We start from the raw sequence: 21,161 nt of genomic DNA on the forward strand, positions 1-21,161 counted from the left end.
CATATATTGTTAGCAAATCTAACATATATTGTTACGGGGCATTACAATTATAGGGATTTCCTTTACAGAAACTTCTCTTACTTTAATCCTCTTTCTTGTCCAGTGCCTCGAAGCATGAATTCTTGCTGATAAATTCAGGAACAATATCCTTCATTGCCGACACAATCTTCATTTGATCGTAAGTGTAACTTACGTCTATCAGCTTCTGGATACGCTCCTTCACCTCATCATAATCGTACTCACGAACCGTAGCAATCATAATCTTCTCATGATAAGTAGGCTTCGTCAATTCTTTCACATTGAGCAATTCTTCATACAGCTTCTCACCATGACGCAAACCGGTAAACTCAATCTTCACATCCGTACGTCCGGAAAGGCTAATCATACGTTTGGCAAGGTCTACAATCTTCACAGGCTTACCCATGTCGAAGATATAAATCTCACCTCCATTACCCATGCTCCCGGCTTCAAGTACCAGACGGCAAGCTTCGGGAATAGTCATGAAATAACGGATTATTTCAGGATGCGTTACGGTCACCGGACCGCCACGTTGTATCTGATCGCGGAAACGGGGTATTACCGAACCATTAGAACCTAATACATTACCAAAACGCGTAGTGATGAACTGCGTCACATGTCCACCTTTTTGTTGCAGTTTCTTAGCTAAAGACTGTACATAGATTTCACAGATACGCTTGGAGCATCCCATCACATTCGTCGGGTTTACAGCTTTATCCGTAGAAATCATAACAAATTTCTCAGCACTATATTTCACTGCTAAATCGGCCAGCGTACGGGTTCCGAACACATTTATCTGAATGGATTCGGAAACATTATCCTCCATCATCGGCACATGCTTATAAGCGGCTGCATGGAAAATATACTGAGGTTTGTACTCTCTGAAAATATCCTCCATGCGTGTAGCATTGGAGATATCCGCAATAATCGTTTCCGCATCAATATCGCGCCAACGATCTTGCAGTTCCAGACGAATATCATGCAATGGAGTTTCTGCCTGGTCAATCAGAATCAACTTGTATGGATTGAAGGAAGCTACCTGACGCATAATCTCACTACCGATAGAACCTGCTGCACCGGTAATCATCACTCGTTTTCCTTCCAGGTGGGAAGCTACCTTATGAATATCTATTTCAATCGGATTACGTTGCAGTAAATCTTCAATCTGAATTTCTTTCAGTTGAGTACGGTTCAAGGTCTGTCCGCTCCATTCACTAAGAGGAGGCGCTGTCATCATTTTGATGTTATGTGCCAAAAGGCGGTCAGCCATATCAGATTTCTTCAGTTCCTCCATCTTGGCAGGAGAAATGATGATAGTATGCACATCGCGGTCACTCAATACATCAATCAACGACTCATCATTGGGGAATACTCTCACTCCCATCATCACCTTATTAATCAGTTCCGGCTCATCAGCAATAAATCCACGCAAGCGGTAATGATTACGCAAGTTCACACGCAATGCCTTGGCAATATTTACTCCGGCTTCTTTAGCACCATAAATAAAGACATTGGCGCTATGGCTTCCATCAAAATTCAGAAGTTCATAAAACATCTTCACTACAATTCGCGAACAAGACATCATGGCAAAACTGATAATATATGCCATGAACAGCACACTTACAGGCGCTAAACGAACATCCATATAACCTGCCAGAAGTACACTTGAAATCATCAGCAGTGCATAAGACACCGTTAATGAAACAAAGATACGCATGATGTCTATAAACGAAGAAAAGCGCAACACATTGGAGTATGTGCGGAAAATGCGGAAAAAGACTAAGTTGACAATGACCGTCCATACAATCGTTTTGTCAATGGTAGAAGATTCCAGGAAAATACTCCTGAAATCATATCGAAGTGCATAAGCCAACAGGCTGGATACGACGACTATCAGTACATCAATCAACAGAATAGTCCAAATCGGCAATACCTTTGCTGAAAGGTAACGATGAAAAAATTTATGTTTCATTTCGTTTGACAGTTTTGTTTTAGGCGAGGCAAAGATACATTATTTTTTATCAATCTGGACAAGAAAAGAATGAAATTGTGTGATAAAATTAAATGGTGGCAAAGTTGCGTGTACAACCTTGCCACCCTATTTATTGTCTACAGAGCTCTGTTACATCAAATTACTAGCCAATTCACTTAGTTGGCTCCGTTCTCCTTTTAACAAATTTACATGAGCAAAAAGATTCTGATCTTTCATACGATCAATCATGTAAACCAAGCCGTTGGATTGAGTATCCAGATAGGGTTGGTCAATTTGTTGAATATCACCGGTAAACACCATTTTAGTTCCTTCACCGGCACGGGTAATTATGGTTTTTATCTCATGCGGAGTCAAATTTTGTGCCTCATCAATGATGCAATAAGTCTCACTCAAACTACGTCCGCGGATGAAAGCCAATGCTTCAATTACAAGTTGGTCACTTTTCTGCATATCGTCCAGTCGCTTCACCTCTGTGGAATTGGAAGCAAACTGATGCTTGATGACATTCAGATTATCGAACAAAGGTTGCATATAAGGAGCCACTTTTTCTTTCGCATCACCCGGAAGAAAACCGATATCCTTATTAGACAAAGCAACAATAGGACGTGCCAGCAAAATCTGCTTATAATCATTCATCTGACTAAGTGCGGCTGCCAAAGCCAGCAACGTCTTTCCCGTACCGGCCTTACCTGTCAAGGCAACCAACTTTATATTTGGATCATTCAGAACCTCAAAAGCAAAACTTTGCTCGGCATTTCTTGGTTCAATTCCATAATTCTTCGTTTTATTCACCCGGCAAATAGTATGCGTAAAAGGGTTGTTACGTGCCAAAACACTATTCCGGTCACTCTTCAGGATAAAGCATTCATTCGGATGGATAATATCTTTGAAGTCAAATTCATTGATATCCAAACCCTCTCTGGAAGAATAAATCCTGTCTATCAAAGAAGGATCAATTCCTTCGAATATCTCATTTGATTTCTCAAATATATCGGCATTAATCACTTTGTCGTTGATGTAGTCTTCGCAAAGCAAACCTATGGAGCGTGCTTTCATGCGCAGGTTCACATCTTTCGTCACCAAAATGGTTTTCATGTTTTTCTTTTCCCGCGTCAGCCAGTCAACCACACACAGAATCAGATGATCCGGAATGCGTTCGGGGAAAGAATCATGCACATCCGGAGCATTCACGGTTCCGGCTATCACAAACAAACGTCCCAGTCCTTCACCTAAAGAAGCACCTTTGGTAAAAAGGTTGTCATCGGTAATTAAATCGAGTTCGCGGAGAAATTCACGGGCATTGAAGTTTATCTGTTCATTCCCTTTCTTGAATTTATCCAATTCTTCAAGAACCACGATGGGAAGGTAAATGTCGTTCTCTTGAAAATTTTTAAGGCAGTTGTAATCGTGAAGGATTACGTTGGTATCAATCACAAAATTTTTCTTTGCTCCCATACTCAATTAGATTTAAATTGTTGATATATTTGTCTCCAAAACGAAGACAAGCTGCACCTAAACATAAAAAATGAACAAGTTCATTTTATTCTGCTCTCGGTTTGCATTATCTTTGCAGCTTCTAAGATAGGAATTAAAAAGAAAGGATGGTTTCCTTTCTCGTTAAATATTTAAAAAGATGGATTATCAGAACACTTTATTATACTTATATAACAGTGTCCCCATGTTCCAACAGGTGGGAAGCTCGGCATACAAGGAGGGATTGGAGAACACACTGACTTTAGACAAACATTTCGGACATCCACACCGAAACTTCCACAGCATCCATGTAGGAGGAACAAACGGAAAGGGTTCATGCTCACACACCCTTGCCGCAATCTTGCAAGAAGCAGGATACAGGGTGGGGTTATACACATCTCCGCATCTTGTGGATTTTCGCGAACGCATCCGGGTAAACGGCCAACCGATTCCCGAAGACTACGTGGTGAGGTTTGTAGAAGAAGAACGGGATTTCTTCGAACCATTACATCCTTCTTTTTTTGAATTGACTACAGCCATGGCATTCCGCTATTTTTCTGACGAGCACGTGGATGTGGCTGTTATCGAGGTAGGCCTTGGCGGAAGGCTGGACTGCACCAACATCATACAACCGGATTTATGTATCATCACCAATATCAGTTTTGACCATACCCAATTCCTGGGAGATACATTGGAAAAGATAGCAGGAGAAAAAGCCGGCATCATTAAAAGCAAGACTCCTGTAGTAATTGGAGAAACAACCCCAGAAACGAAACCTGTATTCACGAAGAAAGCCCTTGAAACCGGAGCTCCTATTTTCTTTGCAGAAGAAAATGAAACGAATGATTATTCTGGCCTGGAATGTGAATTGAAAGGATTATATCAAGTTAAAAATACCCGCACTTTGCTTACAGCTATTCCGCAACTACAAAAAATCGGATACAAGCTGAATGAGCAATCCGTCCGTAGTGGTTTCGCACACGTCTGCAAGCTGACCGGATTGATGGGGCGCTGGCAGAAACTACAGGACACCCCTACCCTGATATGCGACACAGGACATAATGTAGGCGGGATTACTTATATCACAGAGCAGCTAAAGGAACAGTCTTACAGAAAGCTGCACATGATTATAGGTATGGTGAATGACAAAGACATACGTGGAGTATTGGCACTATTACCCAAAGATGCCGAATATTATTTCACAAAAGCCAGCGTAAAGCGTGCATTGCCCGAAAAAGAACTTGCCCAACTTGCTTCCGAAGCAGGGTTACAAGGAGATTGCTATCCGGATGTTCCCTCTGCTGTGCATGCCGCACAAGAAAAAAGCCTCCCGGAAGACTTTATCTTCGTGGGAGGCAGTAGCTTTATTGTGGCTGATCTGTTAGCGAACCGCGATGCACTCAATCTCCACTAAAGCATCTTTCGGCAAAGCCTTCACTGCAACAGCCGAACGAGCGGGAAAATCACCATCAAAATAGGTAGCGTATACCTTATTCATATCTGCAAACAACGACATATCCTCCAGGAAAACTGTGGTCTTAACGATATTCGCCATCGTTAATCCAGCTTCTCCAAGGATGTGTTTGATGTTCTCCAATGACTGGCGTGCCTGCGCTTCAGCACCTTCTGCCATCTTTCCGGTGGCTGCATCAATAGGTAGCTGACCGGACACAAATATCATTCCATTCGCTTCAATAGCCTGACTGTAAGGACCAATAGCCCCCGGTGCCTTCTGGCTGCAAATTACTTTTTTCATTCCGATATAAATTTAATATTCAACAATTTATAATTAATTCTGAAAAAAACAGGTATTATATGCAGTATTCCGAAAGTTCATGCATTTACCTTATAGGATTATACACAAAAGAAATTCACTTATACCTGTTTTAAAACCTAGACTTAGCTAATTCTTTTTTGACACGGGAGTTTCCCGACGAAGGCTCGGCTTGTGAAAGCAGAGCCTTTTTTTCATTATAATGCATCATCTGTTCAGGTCAAACGGATGATGTGTTTTTATTTGCAATGTTTCTCAATCAAAGCATCTACATTCGGATCACCCATTTCTTTTGCTTTTGCAAAACTGGCACACGCCTCTTTGTTCTGCTTCAACTGCAATTGGGCAACTCCTATCAAGCGGTAAGCTTCAGCGTATTTAGGATCTATTTCTATAGCCTCCTTCAAAACTTTGATGGCTTCTTCATTTCTGCCGACACGGATATTCACTACTGCAAGTTCCGAACGATAAGTCAACTCTTTCGGATTCAGCTCAATAGCTTTTGCCATATCGTCCAATGCGCGTTGGAACTGTTTGGCCTGGAAAGACGCTTGTTCACGATAATAGTAGAACACATCATTCACATTGCCACGTACCGCTTTGTAGTATTCATCATAATCGAGCATTGCACCACGTGCCTGACCTGCATTCATACGCATCTGGGCACGTTCCAGCAAATAAGGAGCATTTTCTTCTGTAAAAGGCTGCGGGCAATGTGCTATACAACTATCCAACAACACCAATATTTCTTCCGGCGCAGCTTCCATTAATTCTTTTGTCTTGGCTGCACTAAAGAATGTAGCAGGAGAAACAAGATGGGTAGCATTCACCTTCTGATAGTTGTCAAAAGCTGCCGCATAATCCTTCTTGGCAAACTGGATATCACCTTCCAACTGGACATATACCGGAAGCTCTTCGATTGCTATCGCCTTACGAACTTCTTCGATTGCCTTATCATATGTCCAATCTTTATAAGTAGTTTCAGGTTTACCCAACTGATAGTTATAAATCAGTTTGGCACGATTGAAGTACGCATCATCTTTCTTTTGTGCTACTTCAAGTGCTTTATCCATGTCAGCAGCCACTTTATCCATTGAATCTGTTTCCTTCGACAGATACATCTGGCTGTTAGCACGGCGAAGGTATCCATCAGCACTATTAGGGTATTGGGCTATAAAGTCATTCAATAACTCAGCATACTTCTCCGGGGTAAGCTGTGCAGAAGCCATATAGAGAAATACCAGCGCTTGTTCCTCTGTATCAGGCAATGCCTTCTTAATACCAATACTCGACAAAGTATGGTCATTGAATGAAAGAGGGCTTACTTTCTGTTCCATCGCATAATCAGCACCTACAGCATAACAAATAGTAGCCGTATCTTTCCCGGATGATTTCTGAGCTAAACCAAACACCTGTCCGTCAACAGTCATAACAGGACAACTCACCATCTTGTCTTTCAGGTGCATATCAAGAGTATAATAATGGTACTTTTCTTCCACCTTAGACTCCTCTTTTACCTGTCCGGTAGTATAAGAACGATCTTTTTGAGTAGAATAAGGCAACAGATAAACGCTTGCCCCAACAGCCGGAGCTGTAGTAGATACCACCAATGCAGGAACTTTCTTTCCGGAGATTGCTACGCGGAATTTAACAACATCATACATGTCATTTGCTCCCAAAATAACATCTACAGGCATTTGTACTCCCTCGGAATTGATAGCTACAGCACGTTGTGCACCTTTAAACAAACTATAATCAGATAGAGCAACACCATCCTCGGTCACGAAAAATCCGTTTCCCGTATTTAGTATTTTATCATTCTCGTCGTACGTAACCACCGAGAAAACAGCACGTTTGGCTTTTTCCACCCATTTAGGCGCTTGAGCTACACTCCACTGAGCCAGTAAACAGAGGACGAGCGTCAACAATAAGTTCTTTTTCATATCTTAGTTGGTTCTTTGTTTCACAGCTTCATAAATCAAAATACCTGCGGCTACAGAGACATTGAGCGACTCAATAGTACCCAACATCGGGATTTTCACCCATTCGTCGCAAAGAGCCAGGTTTTCATAAGAAACACCTTTGTCCTCAGCTCCCATGATGATACACATCGGCCCCGTATAATCGGCTTTTGTATAGTCATAATCACCTTTTTCCGTGGCAGCCACAATACGAAAACCACTATCCTTGAGATATTGTAGAGTAGTCTTCAGATTTTGCTCACGACAAACCGGCAATACATGCAATGCTCCTGCAGAAGTTTTCACAGCATCGGCATTCACTGTCACACTTCCTTTAGCCGGAATAATAACAGCATCTACCGCTGCACATTCGCAGGTACGGGCAATAGCACCAAAATTGCGCACATCCGTCACTCCATCAAGCATGACGAACAGTGGATTTTTACCTTCTTCAAAAAGGAAAGGCACCAGATCTTCTGTTTTTTGGTAAGTAACAGATGAGATAAATGCAATCACCCCTTGATGATTCTTGCGGGTTATGCGATTAATGCGTTCCACCGGAACACGTTGAACGGGAATCAGAGTACCCTTCAATGCAGCAAAAAGTTCCTTGGATAAATCACTCTGGATATCTTTCTTCACCAGAATTTTATCGATTTCTTTTCCTGCCTGTATTGCTTCTATCACAGCGCGAACGCCGAAAATCATTTCACTTTTATCAACCATCTTTCAAATTAAAAATTAAAAATTAAAAATTATCGGCCAGTGCCGAGGAGTACCTTTGCGTTATTCAAGGCCGCTTCGGTCAAAGTAGCGCCACTCAACATGTGAGCTATTTCCTCTACCCTTTCCTCATCTGCCAAACGACGGATGTGGCTGTTGGTTTCGGTTTCATTATCTTGCTTATATACTTTGTAGTGTGCACATCCACGAGCGGCAATCTGCGGCAGATGGGTGATGCTGATAACCTGCCGGTCCTGCTCTCCCATTTCCTGCATGATATCCGCCATGCGGTCGGCAATCTCACCGGACACACCGGTATCTATTTCATCAAATACGATAGTAGGCAATTTCACCGCACCAGCTATCATCGCTTTGATCGACAGCATGACGCGGGCAATCTCACCACCGGATGCTACAGATGAAATATTCTGCAATGCACCATTCTTATTGGCTGAGAAAAGGAAGTTAACAGTATCCTCTCCATGCACTCCGGGTTCCTTTCGTATTCCCATTTCCACCTGGAAACGGACATTAGGCATGCCAAGCGGCACCAAGCGGGATGCCATCTGCTTTTCTACCTCACGTGCTGCTTTTGAGCGGGCTTTGGTAAGAACCGCCGCCTGTCTTTTCACCTTATTATATAAGGTATCGCAAAGCATCGTCAGTTCGGCAATACGTTCATCATAAGAAGTTATAGCTGCCAGTTTTGCTGAATATTCTTCGGCAAGCGCCAATAATTCTCCCACAGTGGTTACCCTGTGTTTTTGCTGCAAAGTATAAACCAGGTTCAAACGGTCATTCACTTCTTCCAGACGGTCAGGATTAAACTCTACATCCTCTTCCTGTGAAGAAAGCTCCTGAGAGACATCTTTCAGTTCAATATACGTACTTTCCAAACGTTCGGCAAGTTCGGCAGCAGGAGAATATACTTTTTGCAACCCCAACATCGTGTTCAGGCTCTCCTTTAGTGAAGCCAACAAACCACCTTCATCAGACGACAACAACTGTCCGGCACGAAACAAACCGGCTTTAATTTCTTCGGCATGGCTCAATGTATCTGCTTCCTGTTCCAGTTCTTCCTGTTCACCTGCAACCAGATTGGCTTCTGTCAGTTGTTCCAACTGGAAACGGATATAATCCTCGTCAGCTTTATTTTGCTCGGCACGGGCTATTAACTCTTCCAGATCCTGCTGTGCCTGCTTCCACTCTTTATATAAAGATTGATAAGCAAAAAGCTGTTCATCATTATGAGATAATATATCGAGTACATTAAGCTGAAAACCTTCTTTATTTAACAGAAGATTCTGATGTTGAGAGTGGACATCGATAAGCTGCTCACCCAGTTCTTTCATCTGCACAAGCGAAGCCGGAGTATCATTTATGAATGCACGGCTCTTACCGGAAGCATAAACTTCACGGCGCAAAATGCATTCTTCTTCATATTCCAGTTCATTCTCCTCAAAAAAAGGGCGCATGCCATAAGCTGAAATATCAAAGCGTGCTTCAATCACACATTTTGAAGCACCCTGCCGAATGGCCTTCACATCGGCACGTTGCCCAAGCATTAAACCGATAGCACCCAATATGATAGACTTTCCGGCACCTGTTTCACCTGTAATAACGGAGAAACCTGCACCGAAGCCTATGTCAAGCTTCTCTATAAGAGCATAATTCTGTATGTAAAGCGAACGTAACATAGCTTATTTACAAATTAAAATTTTACTCACATATATCATTATTTCATCTTTTCCCATTCGGCAGTCAGCGAAGGATTAACAGAAGAAAGCAACTCACAGATTTCTTCTTTTTCCTTCATTGCAGCGTGGGAATAGAGATTAACTAATTCATTCTTCTTTATTTCCGTGAACAAACCGGGCAATGCCGACATCGGTTTATTCTGCTGTGCCTGCCTCAATGCACCCAATGCTGTTGTAATTGCAGCACGGGCACGGACGGCATTGACTGAAAGTTCATCCATTCCCGTACGATGATAGTCATACATCAGTTTGCGCAAGGGCGACATACCGTCTTCCAAATAATCGGAAACCAATGCATAGCGGTTACGACTACTGTCGAATGCCTTCCAACCGGTTTCACCAAGGTTTTGTGCAGCAGTCACAATATCTTCGGCTGCCCGAAACAAATCTGTACCACCTTGCAGGGCCATCGTATCCATATCCAAACCGATAATCATATAAGCATAATAGGCAATAACGGCTGTCAGATTACTATCTATCACATTGTCCCTCAGTTCCAACGGTTCAAACTCACGATAGTTGAAAGACACATCCGTATCCTTGAAACTAAAGACTACTGTCTGATAACCGGACTGCCATACCGGACGGGTAGATTGTACGATAAGTTCACACTTCCAACGCCCGTCCGCTTCGCTATATTCCTTCACCGTAAGGTTCATGGAACAACGGATTCGTTCATTCACTTCATATTGCGCCTGTGTCCACCGACGCGTATTGATGAATTCCATCAGCACATTTTCAAGTGTGGTGAAAACCTGCGTACTCGTACCTTGTATCTGAGAATAATTCACTGTCAACTTACAATTCAATTCCTGAGCTACAGTCTTTAACGCTACTGCAGACAAAAACAGCATAATATAGAGTGTCTTATTCCTCACTACCTATCTTTACTTGTTCTTCAAAACTTTCACTAAACGATCCACTATATCCACAGCCACTTCTGCCTTGGATTTCAACGGAAAATCCGTTTTTTCTTCACGGTCTATAATACTGATTTTATTCGTATCATACCGGAAGCCGGCTCCTTTATCATTCAGGGAGTTCAATACGATGAAATCCAGATTCTTCCGTTGTAACTTATCCTCGGCATTATGCTGTTCATCATTCGTTTCCAGGGCAAAGCCCACCAGAACCTGATTATCCTTCTTCATCCGTCCCAGGCAGGCTGCAATGTCTTCCGTAGGTTTCAGATGCAAAGTCATTTTTCCTTCCTTTTCCCGTTTAATTTTGGCATCGGCCACTTGTTCCGGTGTAAAGTCGGCAACGGCAGCCGAAAGGATGGCAACATCCGCCTGTGCAAACGAGCTATACGCAGCATCATACATCTGTTGAGCCGATTCCACAGCATAATACTGAAAAGCAGGATAATGCATTTTCTGTTGTACGGGCCCTGTTATCATAATTACCTTTGCTCCCCGGGCAGCACATTCGTCCGCTATGGCAAAACCCATTTTCCCAGTAGAATAATTACCAATAAAACGCACAGGATCAATCTTTTCATAAGTCGGTCCGGTAGTTATCATAACGGTTTTGCCACGCAAGTCACCTTCTGTTCCGGCAAAATAATCCGCCAGATATTGTATGATGGTTTCCGGTTCTTCCATACGTCCTTTGCCTACCAGATGGCTGGCAAGTTCTCCTATACCCGGTTCTATAATATGATTTCCGTAGGAACGAAGCGTGTCCAGATTCTTTTGTGTAGAGGGATGGGCGTACATATCCAGGTCCATGGCAGGTGCCACAAAGACAGGAGCTTTAGCCGATAAGTAAGTTGTTATCAGCATATTGTCCGCCACACCATTTGCCATTTTGCCAATAGTAGAAGCTGTTGCCGGAGCAATGAGCATGGCATCCGCCCATAAACCGAGGTCTACATGGCTGTTCCAAGTACCGTCACGTTGGGCAAAGAACTCACTGATAACCGGTTTGCTCGTCAGTGCCGAAAGCGTAATGGGGGTAATGAATTCTTTTCCCGCAGGCGTAATGACAACCTGCACTTCCGCACCCTGTTTAATCAGTCCCCGGATGATATAACAAGCTTTATAGGCAGCAATGCTTCCGGTAATACCTAATACGATTTTTTTCCCTTTCAGTGTATTTGCCATAAGCCTATTTATTGGTCAGTTCACGTAGACGTATCTTGGTCAGCATCGCCTTGGTATTCAAGGTGAAATCGCTGTTAAGAATCCAGCTATAGTAGCCCGGATCACGTTTCAGAACATCAGCTACCGACATTCCTTTGTACTTTCCAAAGTTGAATACCTCTACCCCATTATCATCATAAACCATACGTCCGGCAAAATCCACATTCTTATTGAAACTGGAATAGTCAGACAAAAAAGCGATGTCATTCTGCAACTCCGGATAACGGTCAAGCTGAGACATTAACACCTCATAGGTAGCTTGCGTATCGGCTGCTGCCGTATGTGCATCTTCCAGATTTTTCCCACAATAAAACTTATAGGCGGCAGAAAGGGTACGTTGCTCCATTTTATGGAAAATGACCTGTACATCCACAAATTTGCGGCGGCTCAGGTCAATATCTACACCGGCACGGAGAAATTCTTCGGCCAGTACGGGAATATCAAAACGATTGGAGTTGAAGCCTGCCAAATCGCAGCCTTCTATTTCATTGGCAATGGTGCGCGCCACTTCTTTAAAAGTAGGGCAATCCGCCACATCAGCATCGTAAATACCATGAATGGCAGATGCTCCTTCAGGAATATGCATTTCGGGGTTGATACGGAGCGTTTTCGCTTCCTCATTACCATTGGGGTGTACTTTGAGATAACATATTTCTACGATACGGTCTGCATTGATACTCGTTCCGGTAGTCTCCAAATCAAAAAAGACAATCGGATTCTTGAGGTTTAGTTTCATTATTATTGTTTTATGGGTGGGTAAGTTACAAGCTACGAGCTACAAGCTACGAGTGGCTGCGCAATTATGCCGCATGGTACTTGTAGCTTGTAGCTCGTAGCCTGTAGCTTAATTAAATATTAATCATTCAGCATCATCGGCATCAACAGCATCAGCAAGTCCTCATTTTCTTCTTGTTCAACGGGAACGATGACGCCTGCACGTGACGGGTCTGCTAATTCTATCACTACTTCATCTGCAGCAATATTATTCAAAATATCAATCAGGAAAGTAGATTTGAAACCGATGCTCATCGGATTTCCGTCATACTGGCATGCCAATGATTCTTCGGCAGAAGTGGAAAAGTCAATATCCTGAGCTGAAATCACAATCTGATTGGGTTGCATGCGTAGCTTGATAAGACTGCTTGCCTGTGATGAGAAAATAGACACACGACGCAATGCCCCTACCAGTTGCATACGGTCAACCGTCACCTTATAAGGATTATTCTGTGGAATTACCGAGTTATAGTTCGGATAGCGTCCTTCAATCAAACGACACACCATGCGATATTTCTCCAAAGTGAATACCGCATTACGTTCATCAAATTCTATCACAACCTGTCCTAGTTCTTTCGGCAACAGGTTCTTAATCAGCGAAGCAGGTTTTTTGGGCAGAATGAACGCAGCACGTTCATTACCTTTGGCAGCCAATGTTTTGCATCGTACCAGTTTATGACCGTCTGATGCTACCATTGTAATATCTTCCGTCGTAATATCAAAATAGATACCGTTCATCACCGGACGAAGTTCATCGTCTGCCGTAGCAAACACAGCACGGTTAATGCCACCTAATAATACAGACGCTTCCATTTCTACACGTACAGCACTGTCACCCAACATAGCCGATTGCGGGAATTCATCCGCATTCTGCCCCATCAGGCTGTACTTACCGTTTTGATACTGCACCGTAATTTCCAATGAATCAGTGTTTACCTCAAATGACAACGGTTGCTCGGGAATTTCCTTCAAAGCATCCAGAATGGTTTTGGCAGCTACGGCAAAACGTCCGTCGGCATCGCTTTCATTCACTTCAACTGAGGTTACCATAGTTGTCTCACTGTCCGAAACGGTAATCGACAACGTTCCGTCTTTCAGTTCAAAAAGGAAACAGTCTAAAATGGGCAACGCATTCTTCGAATTAATCACACGGCTGATAGCCTGCAAATGGCTGGAGAGCGCAGTACTCGAAACGATAAATTTCATATATTCTATGTATTTAAGTTTTATATTATACCTATTCGTACTATAATTCCATAGTATCGGACAAAGTTACAAAAAAAGATTTTCCTACAGCAAATAAAATTAAGAAAAAACGCCCGGAAGTTCTCCGGATTTCCCTAAAAAATTGTAACTTCGCAGCATCATTTAAAAAGAGCACAATGGAATTTACAGGAAAAATTATCGCTATACTCCAGCCAAGGGGCGGAGTTGCAAAGTCGGGCAATGAATGGAAGGCACAAGAATACGTGATTGAGGATCACGGCCAATATCCCCGCAAAATGTGTTTCGATGTTTTCGGAGCAGACAAGATAGAACAGTTTAACATCCAGATGGGTGAAGAACTGACCGTATCATTTGATGTGGATGCACGCCAATGGCAAGATCGTTGGTTCAACAGTATCCGTGCATGGAAGGTGGAGCGCGTTAGCGCGGCAGCTCCTGCAGGTGCACCGGGTGCTCCGGTTCCGCCGCCGGCACCGTCTGCTACTCCCGATTTCCTTTCAGGTGATGCAAAAGACGACCTGCCATTCTAAAAAAAGCTTTAGATATAAACAAAAAAAAGGAAGAATATCTTCCTTTTTTTTGTTTATAGCATATCAAATTTTATCCCCTTTGTATAAAAGCACAAGATTAGGATAAACCGTATCTTCCACACAAGTAAACTGTATGGCAAGTATGAAATGACGGAAAAATTTCGCCTGCCTGAAAAAGAAATTAGGTATCAAGCGCACATACGTTTCCGGCTGATACAACATTTCTTCCATATCCACCATCATCACAAAACTATAAACCGGAGAAAGGCTGCCTATGCTTTCCTCATACATCGGAGTTTCGTCCAGCACCTCGCCATTTTCCATCGCATCAATATAAGCCGTAATGCTGACAGCATCGGGTGCCATCAACAGATGCCCGCGATAGAAACATACATAAGTATAAAGAGCAGACTCCGTGATACCTGTCAACTGAGTCAACAACGTGTTACGAGGCAGCACATAGCAGCGATGCCCCCTCGCTCTCGGATAAAGATGGTATTCGGGAGAATCTTGTGGTGGAGGCGGCGCATCCACTTCCTGCGGAGTAGTATAGAGCAACGATTGCAGACGACGTTCGGCCTGCGACACATTTTTCACCGGAACACTCATCACTGCGCAAGGATACTTCTTCACCGTATCTTTCGGTTGGAAAAGACAAGCTGTCACCTGGTCACCTGCATACGTTTTCAGAAAATCAAGCCACTCTTCATCCCTCTCCTTGATATAATCGGAATAAGTTGCTTTAGCATATTCCTGCTCCGCCGTAAAACCACACATGGACTCCATATCTGAAATAGCCCAACAATCATAAAAGAAAGTAGAAAGCGGAAGACGTTCTCCAGGAAAACCTTCCACAGGTTGCTGGCGGCGCAAAGCGTTTATAAAGGTGCGCGTCGTGTCCGAACCATGACTAATGCCCGAACAATAAATTGCATTCTCATTCAGCTTCATATCAAATTCCGCCCAACTTCCCAGATAAGTCTGCGAACGAATACCATCCGTATTCTTACCCATCTCCACCGATTTGATGCGAACATATACCGTAGCTTGCACATTAGCATCCTTTCCCGCATGCATCAGCTTGAACGACGGCATATCTATTAACGATTTTTTAGAAAGCCGGGCGTCAATCACCTGTTCTATCAGTCGTTTCTGAAAACTGATCGCTAAAAAGTCCGGTGTAAAATAGGCGGCCAGGAAACGTCCGTCAGGCATGGGGTAAATACTTATTTCTTCACCTTTGTAATCGAAGAACCTGGAAGGAAACGAACTGGCACAATATTTCCTCACAAATGACTCCACCAATTCATAATCTCCTGCGCCCAGACTACAATACAATACCTGATTCATCGGATTATCCGGTTCATGAAAACTGATAAGCATTTTGTTCATCTGCTTGCTGAACCCATGTGGAGTGTCTTCGAGCAAAGTATGCAGATAATTTTTCAAGTAAACAAAAAGTTCGGAAGCATAAAGGAAGTGATTGTCTTTGCTGCAACTCAATTGATTGATGTCATCCACCAACTCCGCCATACGGTCGGTTTCCAGCACAGCTATTGCATCCTGAGGAACCAATGTATAAAGATTAAAATCTTTCTGGCTCTCTACTGCATTCAACCTAAAAAATGAATACACCCCGAAACCCGTACATAGTAGCACTATGGACACAATAACGGCAATTCTTATGATAAGGCGTAACTTCATGGTTTTTCAGGCATCAAGTTTCGGCAAAAATAACTATTTCTACTAATAAAACAAAACAAATGTTTCAAAAACTTTAGTAGATATAAAAAAGTTTTAGATTTTTTGTGCCTTAAAACTCTATTTCCATTCCATCAAAAGTCAAATGCACATGAGGCGGGAACTGTTTTTCGAGCTCGGCATGCAAACCTGCATGATGACTCATATGGATAAAATAAGTTTCTTTCGCACCGATGCGTTTCGCTGTCTCCAATGCTTCGGAAATGCTCTGATGCGTAGGATGCGGCTTGACACGCAAGGCATTCACTATCAGAACATCCAAACCATGCAATTGTTCATAAGATTCCTCCGGCATGGTCAGCATATCCGTAATATAGGCCATACGCTTGCCGATACGATACCCCAGAATGGGCAGACGTCCATGCATCACCTGAACAGGAATAATTTCCGTGTTATTGATAAAGAAATTCTTCCCAGGCTCCACTTCCTGCAAGAATATCTGCGGAACGCCCGGATATTTATGCTCCAGAAAACAATAAGGCATCCGCACACGCAAGTGGGAGGCAGTATATTCATCAGAATAAATAGGTATTTCACCAAAGCGGCAGAAAGGGCGCAAATCATCCAGTCCGCCCACATGGTCATAGTGCTCATGAGTTATCAGCACGCCGTCTATCTTTTCAAACACAGACGCACGCAGCATCTGCTCCCGGAAATCCGGTCCACAATCAATCAATATTGCCGCATCGTCCGTATGCAACAAAGCCGATGCACGCAAGCGGTTATCACGCGGATCAGTAGAAGTGCAAACTTCACACTTGCAACCAATTTCAGGCACTCCTGTCGATGTCCCGCTTCCTAATATTCTTAGCTTCACTTCAACTCAAAATTAATTATTAATTAAATAAAGTTCACTTCAGGATGAATGTCAATGCCGAATTTCTCACGGACAGACGCCCTTACAGCATCTGAAAGAGCTACAATATCAGCCCCCTTTGCTCCACCCCGGTTCACCAACACCAACGCTTGCTTATCATGCACGGCAGCAGGTCCCAGCGACTTACCTTTCCAGCCACATTGATCTATCATCCATCCGGCAGGGATCTTTATCCGATCAGCATCCAATTCATAAAAAGGCATCAGAGGATATTGCTTTTGCAGAGCATCAAACACTCTATGCGACACGACAGGGTTCATAAAGAAACTGCCGGCATTGCCCAGCACCTTCGGGTCAGGCAATTTGCTTTCACGGATGCAGATAATAACCTGACGCAATGTTTTCAAATCAACCTCCGGATACTTCTCCAATTCTTGGCGAATCGTACCGTAATCCAGCGTATAATGTTCCTTTTTACTCAACCGGAAAGAAACACGAGTAACAAACACCTGCTTCATCTCCGGACGCTTAAAGATACTATTCCGATATGAATATTCACATTCATCCACCCGATAAACACGTTTCAATCCTTGTATGTTCACTGTTTCCACCGAAGAAATCAGGTCCTTCACTTCCACTCCATAAGCACCGATATTCTGCACAGCACTCGCCCCCACTTCTCCGGGAATAAGTGACAGATTTTCGGCACCATACCATTCATGCTCTACACAATAGGCCACAAAATCATCCCATATGACCCCGGCTCCTACGCGCACCGATACCGCCTCCTCATCTTCTGCTGTTACCTCTATGTCGCTGATGCACGAATGCAATATCACACCCTGATAATCACCGGTAAACAATAAATTGCTTCCTCCACCAATATGCAGATAAGGAGAAGTGATGCGCCCTGCGGCAATCAACTCCTCCAGTTCCTCTACCGAATTGTATTCCAGAAATACGGCAGCTTCAACATCAAGCCCAAATGTATTGGGAATCTTCATCTAATTTTTAATTATTAATTTTTAATTATTAAATACTTGTATCTTCATATTTATACAGTTCCCAGTTTCCCCGGTGTCTGCGAAAATAGAAGATATTGGTATATCCGTTTCCAATCCCGTTCACTTTCAGGATTTTCGTATTCGAGTCATCACTGTTCTTTTGCCCGTAATTGATATTGGATAACTTATCCACAGGCAATACCGGACGGAAAGCATACCATTGGTTCAGATCGAGGGTTGTCTCCAGAATGGAGAATTCATCATCCGGGTCTATTGTTATATATTCCAGCGGTTCGCGGATATGGTTGCTCTGGTAGAGACTATCTGTCACAAATCGCGAATAGAAAGTAACAAAATCCTCATTTTCGTCCTGTTCCATCTGCCGGAGATTGATAGCCTCCAACATCCAGGCCCCCTTTATACGCTCAAAATAGTATTTCTTCACCATACGGTTTTCCAAGAAAATCCATTCCACCTGCACGGACGCAAGGGCTGTATCCCCCACCAGTTCCAGGTCGTCTTCATTGTCGAAGAGCAACGTATAATAGCTTTGCTGAGTGAAAAGATAATCATGCTCCCAATCCTCCTTTTCTATTTTCGAAGGAGTATCGACGTTGTAATAAGGCAACGGAAATTTTGTCCGCTGCTGTTGCAGAACATTATCCGAAGCATAAGCATAGACAAAATCATCAAACGACTCATCCGCTTCTGTTGGTTTGGGGTCATTATCAACCTCAACCTGTGACACTGTATCAACCTTGCATGAAGCCGAATCCACCATATTGGTGATTGTCACAAAAGGGTCCATCTTCGTTTTCTTGTTTCCACAGGACACCAAGAAAACAAGAAGACACACCCCCAATCCTATTTTCCTCATTCTTTACCGGACCCTGAAAGGTCACTTATTTAGTTTAGCTCTTAATTTCTCAAGCATGTCCACCGTCATGGACTCTAAATCATATTGTGGTTTCCAATCCCATTCTTCACGGGCGCAAGTATCATCCAGACTATCAGGCCAACTGTCTGCTATGGATTGCTTCAAAGGGTCAACCTCATATACCATTTCAAAGTCGGGTACATGCTTTTTGATTTCCTGATAAATCTGTTCCGGATCGAAGCTCATAGCAGCAATATTGAAAGCATTCCGGTGTTTCAGGCGTGCCGGAGCCGCTTCCATCAATGAAATAGCTGCATTCAAGGCATCAGGCATATACATCATGTCCATATAAGTACCCTGCTTCAAAGGGCACACGAATTTTTCACCTTTCACAGCAGAATAATAGATATCCACTGCATAGTCGGTAGTTCCGCCACCCGGAGGGGTTACATTGGAAATGATTCCCGGGAAACGAACCGCGCGGGTATCCACTCCATATTTCGTATAATAATAATCACTCAGCAATTCAGTGGTCACCTTTGTCACACCATACATGGTACGGGGACGCTGAATGGTGTCCTGCGGTGTTTTCACATGGGGTGTTGCTTCACCGAAGGAGCCGATGGAACTCGGGGTGAACACCGCGCAACCATACTCACGCGCCACTTCCAGCACATTCCACAGTCCGTCTATACCGATTTTCCAAGCCATAGCCGGACGACTTTCAGCAACCACCGAAAGCAAAGCGGCCAGATTATAAATCGTATCAATTTTAAACTGTCGTGCCACAACTTCAATAGACTGACGGTCCGTAACGTCGGCAATAGCCGATGGTCCCGATGCTTTCAGTTCTCCTTTAGGCATAGCGCTCGGAATGTATCCGGCTATAACATGGTCATCACCATAACGTTTACGCAACTCCAATGTGAGCTCCGAACCTATCTGTCCGGTAGCTCCAATTACCAAAATATTCTTCATACGACTTATTTATAAGGTGCTCTATCCTTAGAGACGTGCAAATATACATACTTTTTTTTCATTATTCTATCATTTTGCTATTGTTTATTTGAAGAAAAATCGTGTCCTTTGTATCGTCTACTATTAAGAAGACAAACTTTTAAATTATAAAGCTATGTACGGGAAAATGAAAGAACACCTCAGCAACACGCTTGCTGAAATTAAAGAGGCCGGACTCTATAAAGAGGAACGCCTGATTGAGAGTGCACAACAAGCTGCTATCAACGTAAAAGGGAAAGAAGTGCTGAACTTCTGCGCCAACAATTATCTGGGTCTATCCAACCATCCGCGACTGATTGCCGCTGCCCAGAAAATGATGGATCGCCGTGGCTACGGCATGTCTTCCGTACGCTTCATTTGCGGCACACAAGACATTCACAAGGAACTGGAAGCTGCCATTTCCGATTATTTCAAGACAGAAGACACCATACTCTATGCTGCTTGCTTTGATGCCAACGGCGGTGTATTCGAACCGTTATTCACGGAAGAAGATGCCATCATTTCCGATTCCCTGAATCATGCTTCCATCATTGACGGCGTGCGCCTGTGCAAAGCCAAACGTTACCGTTATGCCAATGCCGATATGGTCGAACTGGAGAAATGCTTACAGGAAGCTCAGGCACAACGTTTCCGCATCATCGTGACGGACGGTGTGTTCTCTATGGATGGAAATGTTGCCCCACTGGATAAGATTTGTGACCTGGCAGAGAAATACGACGCTCTGGTTATGGTAGACGAATCGCATTCCGCAGGCGTGGTAGGTCCTACAGGACATGGTGTGAGCGAATTATTTAAGACTTACGGACGCGTAGACATCTATACCGGCACATTGGGCAAAGCATTCGGCGGCGCCATGGGCGGATTCACTACCGGACCAAAAGAAATCATCGACCTGTTGCGCCAGCGCAGTCGTCCGTATTTGTTCTCCAACTCCGTGGCTCCGGCCGTGATAGGTGCAAGTATCGAAGTGTTCAAGATGCTGAAAGAAAGCAATGCACTGCATGACAAATTGGTAGATAATGTAAACTACTTCCGCGATAAGATGACAGCCGCCGGCTTCGACATCAAACCAACACAGAGCGCCATTTGTGCTGTGATGCTGTATGATGCCAAATTATCTCAGGTTTATGCAGCACGCATGCAGGAAGAAGGTATTTATGTAACCGGATTCTACTACCCCGTAGTTCCGAAAAACCAGGCACGCATCCGTGTACAGATTTCGGCAGGACACGAGAAAGAACATCTGGATAAATGCATTGAGGCGTTTATTAAGGTAGGGAAAAAGCTTGGAGTACTCTAGATACAAGCTAC

Annotated in this window: 18 protein-coding genes; 3 read left to right on the forward strand and 15 right to left on the reverse strand. The window is 43.4% G+C overall.

Annotation, left to right across the window (positions count from 1 at the left end):
- Positions 1–82 precede the first annotated feature (82 nt).
- A complete protein-coding gene (locus QZ135_RS13385) occupies positions 83–1,990 on the reverse strand; it encodes a nucleoside-diphosphate sugar epimerase/dehydratase (RefSeq protein ID WP_294610028.1) in 1,908 nt (635 codons plus the stop codon).
- Between the two features lie 150 nt (positions 1,991–2,140).
- Positions 2,141–3,466, reverse strand: coding sequence for a PhoH family protein (locus QZ135_RS13390; protein WP_294610031.1), 1,326 nt, complete (start codon positions 3,464–3,466; stop codon positions 2,141–2,143).
- Positions 3,467–3,644: 178 nt separating this feature from the next.
- Between QZ135_RS13390 and QZ135_RS13395 the strand changes: the two genes are divergently transcribed.
- Positions 3,645–4,898 carry a folylpolyglutamate synthase/dihydrofolate synthase family protein gene (locus QZ135_RS13395; RefSeq protein WP_294610035.1) on the forward strand — a complete coding sequence of 418 codons (1,254 nt, stop codon included), beginning with the start codon at positions 3,645–3,647 and terminating at the stop codon, positions 4,896–4,898.
- On the opposite strand, the gene QZ135_RS13400 is transcribed toward QZ135_RS13395, so the two are convergent.
- The 8 genes from QZ135_RS13400 to dnaN form a co-directional block, all read right to left on the reverse strand.
- Positions 4,866–5,240, reverse strand: coding sequence for a RidA family protein (locus QZ135_RS13400; RefSeq protein ID WP_009132222.1), 375 nt, complete (start codon positions 5,238–5,240; stop codon positions 4,866–4,868). The genes QZ135_RS13395 and QZ135_RS13400 overlap by 33 nt on opposite strands.
- Positions 5,241–5,497: 257 nt before the next feature.
- Entirely contained in the window at positions 5,498–7,201 is a 1,704-nt protein-coding gene (locus tag QZ135_RS13405; RefSeq protein ID WP_294610039.1) for a serine protease, read from the reverse strand.
- 3 nt (positions 7,202–7,204) lie between these two features.
- Positions 7,205–7,945, reverse strand: coding sequence for a 23S rRNA (guanosine(2251)-2'-O)-methyltransferase RlmB (gene rlmB / locus QZ135_RS13410; RefSeq protein ID WP_294610042.1), 741 nt, complete (start codon positions 7,943–7,945; stop codon positions 7,205–7,207).
- A 29-nt stretch (positions 7,946–7,974) separates the two neighbouring features.
- Positions 7,975–9,639: a DNA repair protein RecN gene (gene recN / locus QZ135_RS13415; RefSeq protein WP_294610045.1), complete on the reverse strand. Its 1,665-nt coding sequence runs from the start codon at positions 9,637–9,639 to the stop codon at positions 7,975–7,977.
- Positions 9,640–9,677: 38 nt separating this feature from the next.
- The gene (locus QZ135_RS13420; protein ID WP_294610047.1) at positions 9,678–10,553 is read right to left on the reverse strand and encodes a DUF4835 family protein; all 876 of its coding nucleotides are present in this window, start codon (positions 10,551–10,553) and stop codon (positions 9,678–9,680) included.
- A 33-nt stretch (positions 10,554–10,586) separates the two neighbouring features.
- The gene (gene coaBC / locus QZ135_RS13425) at positions 10,587–11,804 is read right to left on the reverse strand and encodes a bifunctional phosphopantothenoylcysteine decarboxylase/phosphopantothenate--cysteine ligase CoaBC (RefSeq protein ID WP_294610050.1); all 1,218 of its coding nucleotides are present in this window, start codon (positions 11,802–11,804) and stop codon (positions 10,587–10,589) included.
- A gap of 4 nt (positions 11,805–11,808) precedes the next feature.
- The gene (locus tag QZ135_RS13430; protein WP_294610053.1) at positions 11,809–12,579 is read right to left on the reverse strand and encodes a 3'-5' exonuclease; all 771 of its coding nucleotides are present in this window, start codon (positions 12,577–12,579) and stop codon (positions 11,809–11,811) included.
- Between the two features lie 119 nt (positions 12,580–12,698).
- Complete coding sequence (gene dnaN, locus QZ135_RS13435) at positions 12,699–13,823, reverse strand: DNA polymerase III subunit beta (RefSeq protein WP_294610056.1); 1,125 nt, start codon at positions 13,821–13,823, stop codon at positions 12,699–12,701.
- Positions 13,824–13,999: 176 nt separating this feature from the next.
- Between dnaN and QZ135_RS13440 the strand changes: the two genes are divergently transcribed.
- On the forward strand, positions 14,000–14,374 hold the full coding sequence (locus QZ135_RS13440; protein ID WP_294610059.1) for a DUF3127 domain-containing protein: 375 nt from the start codon (positions 14,000–14,002) through the stop codon (positions 14,372–14,374).
- A 63-nt stretch (positions 14,375–14,437) separates the two neighbouring features.
- Here QZ135_RS13440 and QZ135_RS13445 read toward each other — a convergent pair whose 3' ends face one another.
- From QZ135_RS13445 to QZ135_RS13465, 5 genes are all read right to left on the reverse strand, one after another.
- On the reverse strand, positions 14,438–16,078 hold the full coding sequence (locus QZ135_RS13445) for a DUF3352 domain-containing protein (RefSeq protein WP_294610062.1): 1,641 nt from the start codon (positions 16,076–16,078) through the stop codon (positions 14,438–14,440).
- Between the two features lie 109 nt (positions 16,079–16,187).
- The gene (locus tag QZ135_RS13450) at positions 16,188–16,952 is read right to left on the reverse strand and encodes an MBL fold metallo-hydrolase (protein ID WP_294610065.1); all 765 of its coding nucleotides are present in this window, start codon (positions 16,950–16,952) and stop codon (positions 16,188–16,190) included.
- Between the two features lie 23 nt (positions 16,953–16,975).
- Positions 16,976–17,956, reverse strand: a complete 981-nt coding sequence (murB, locus tag QZ135_RS13455) for a UDP-N-acetylmuramate dehydrogenase (protein ID WP_294610068.1) — start codon at positions 17,954–17,956, stop codon at positions 16,976–16,978.
- 28 nt (positions 17,957–17,984) lie between these two features.
- Positions 17,985–18,833 (reverse strand): DUF4348 domain-containing protein, encoded by an 849-nt coding sequence (locus QZ135_RS13460; protein WP_294610072.1) that lies wholly within the window; start codon positions 18,831–18,833, stop codon positions 17,985–17,987.
- Positions 18,834–18,854: 21 nt separating this feature from the next.
- Positions 18,855–19,811 (reverse strand): NAD-dependent epimerase/dehydratase family protein, encoded by a 957-nt coding sequence (locus QZ135_RS13465; protein ID WP_294610074.1) that lies wholly within the window; start codon positions 19,809–19,811, stop codon positions 18,855–18,857.
- Between the two features lie 154 nt (positions 19,812–19,965).
- Between QZ135_RS13465 and kbl the strand changes: the two genes are divergently transcribed.
- Entirely contained in the window at positions 19,966–21,150 is a 1,185-nt protein-coding gene (gene kbl, locus QZ135_RS13470) for a glycine C-acetyltransferase (RefSeq protein ID WP_294610078.1), read from the forward strand.
- The last annotated feature ends 11 nt before the right edge of the window (positions 21,151–21,161 follow it).

Source organism: uncultured Bacteroides sp. (assembly GCF_905207245.1).
Lineage (GTDB): Bacteria > Bacteroidota > Bacteroidia > Bacteroidales > Bacteroidaceae > Bacteroides.

Bases quoted from the DNA above. Each gene is read 5' to 3' on its own strand.
- QZ135_RS13385 (WP_294610028.1), bottom strand. From the start codon at position 1,990: ATGAAACATAAATTTTTTCATCGTTACCTTTCAGCAAAGGTATTGCCG.
- QZ135_RS13390 (WP_294610031.1), bottom strand. From the start codon at position 3,466: ATGGGAGCAAAGAAAAATTTTGTGATTGATACCAACGTAATCCTTCAC.
- QZ135_RS13395 (WP_294610035.1), top strand. From the start codon at position 3,645: ATGGATTATCAGAACACTTTATTATACTTATATAACAGTGTCCCCATG.
- QZ135_RS13400 (WP_009132222.1), bottom strand. From the start codon at position 5,240: ATGAAAAAAGTAATTTGCAGCCAGAAGGCACCGGGGGCTATTGGTCCT.
- QZ135_RS13405 (WP_294610039.1), bottom strand. From the start codon at position 7,201: ATGAAAAAGAACTTATTGTTGACGCTCGTCCTCTGTTTACTGGCTCAG.
- rlmB (WP_294610042.1), bottom strand. From the start codon at position 7,945: ATGGTTGATAAAAGTGAAATGATTTTCGGCGTTCGCGCTGTGATAGAA.
- recN (WP_294610045.1), bottom strand. From the start codon at position 9,639: ATGTTACGTTCGCTTTACATACAGAATTATGCTCTTATAGAGAAGCTT.
- QZ135_RS13420 (WP_294610047.1), bottom strand. From the start codon at position 10,553: ATGCTGTTTTTGTCTGCAGTAGCGTTAAAGACTGTAGCTCAGGAATTG.
- coaBC (WP_294610050.1), bottom strand. From the start codon at position 11,804: ATGGCAAATACACTGAAAGGGAAAAAAATCGTATTAGGTATTACCGGA.
- QZ135_RS13430 (WP_294610053.1), bottom strand. From the start codon at position 12,579: ATGAAACTAAACCTCAAGAATCCGATTGTCTTTTTTGATTTGGAGACT.
- dnaN (WP_294610056.1), bottom strand. From the start codon at position 13,823: ATGAAATTTATCGTTTCGAGTACTGCGCTCTCCAGCCATTTGCAGGCT.
- QZ135_RS13440 (WP_294610059.1), top strand. From the start codon at position 14,000: ATGGAATTTACAGGAAAAATTATCGCTATACTCCAGCCAAGGGGCGGA.
- QZ135_RS13445 (WP_294610062.1), bottom strand. From the start codon at position 16,078: ATGAAGTTACGCCTTATCATAAGAATTGCCGTTATTGTGTCCATAGTG.
- murB (WP_294610068.1), bottom strand. From the start codon at position 17,956: ATGAAGATTCCCAATACATTTGGGCTTGATGTTGAAGCTGCCGTATTT.
- QZ135_RS13460 (WP_294610072.1), bottom strand. From the start codon at position 18,833: ATGAGGAAAATAGGATTGGGGGTGTGTCTTCTTGTTTTCTTGGTGTCC.
- QZ135_RS13465 (WP_294610074.1), bottom strand. From the start codon at position 19,811: ATGAAGAATATTTTGGTAATTGGAGCTACCGGACAGATAGGTTCGGAG.
- kbl (WP_294610078.1), top strand. From the start codon at position 19,966: ATGTACGGGAAAATGAAAGAACACCTCAGCAACACGCTTGCTGAAATT.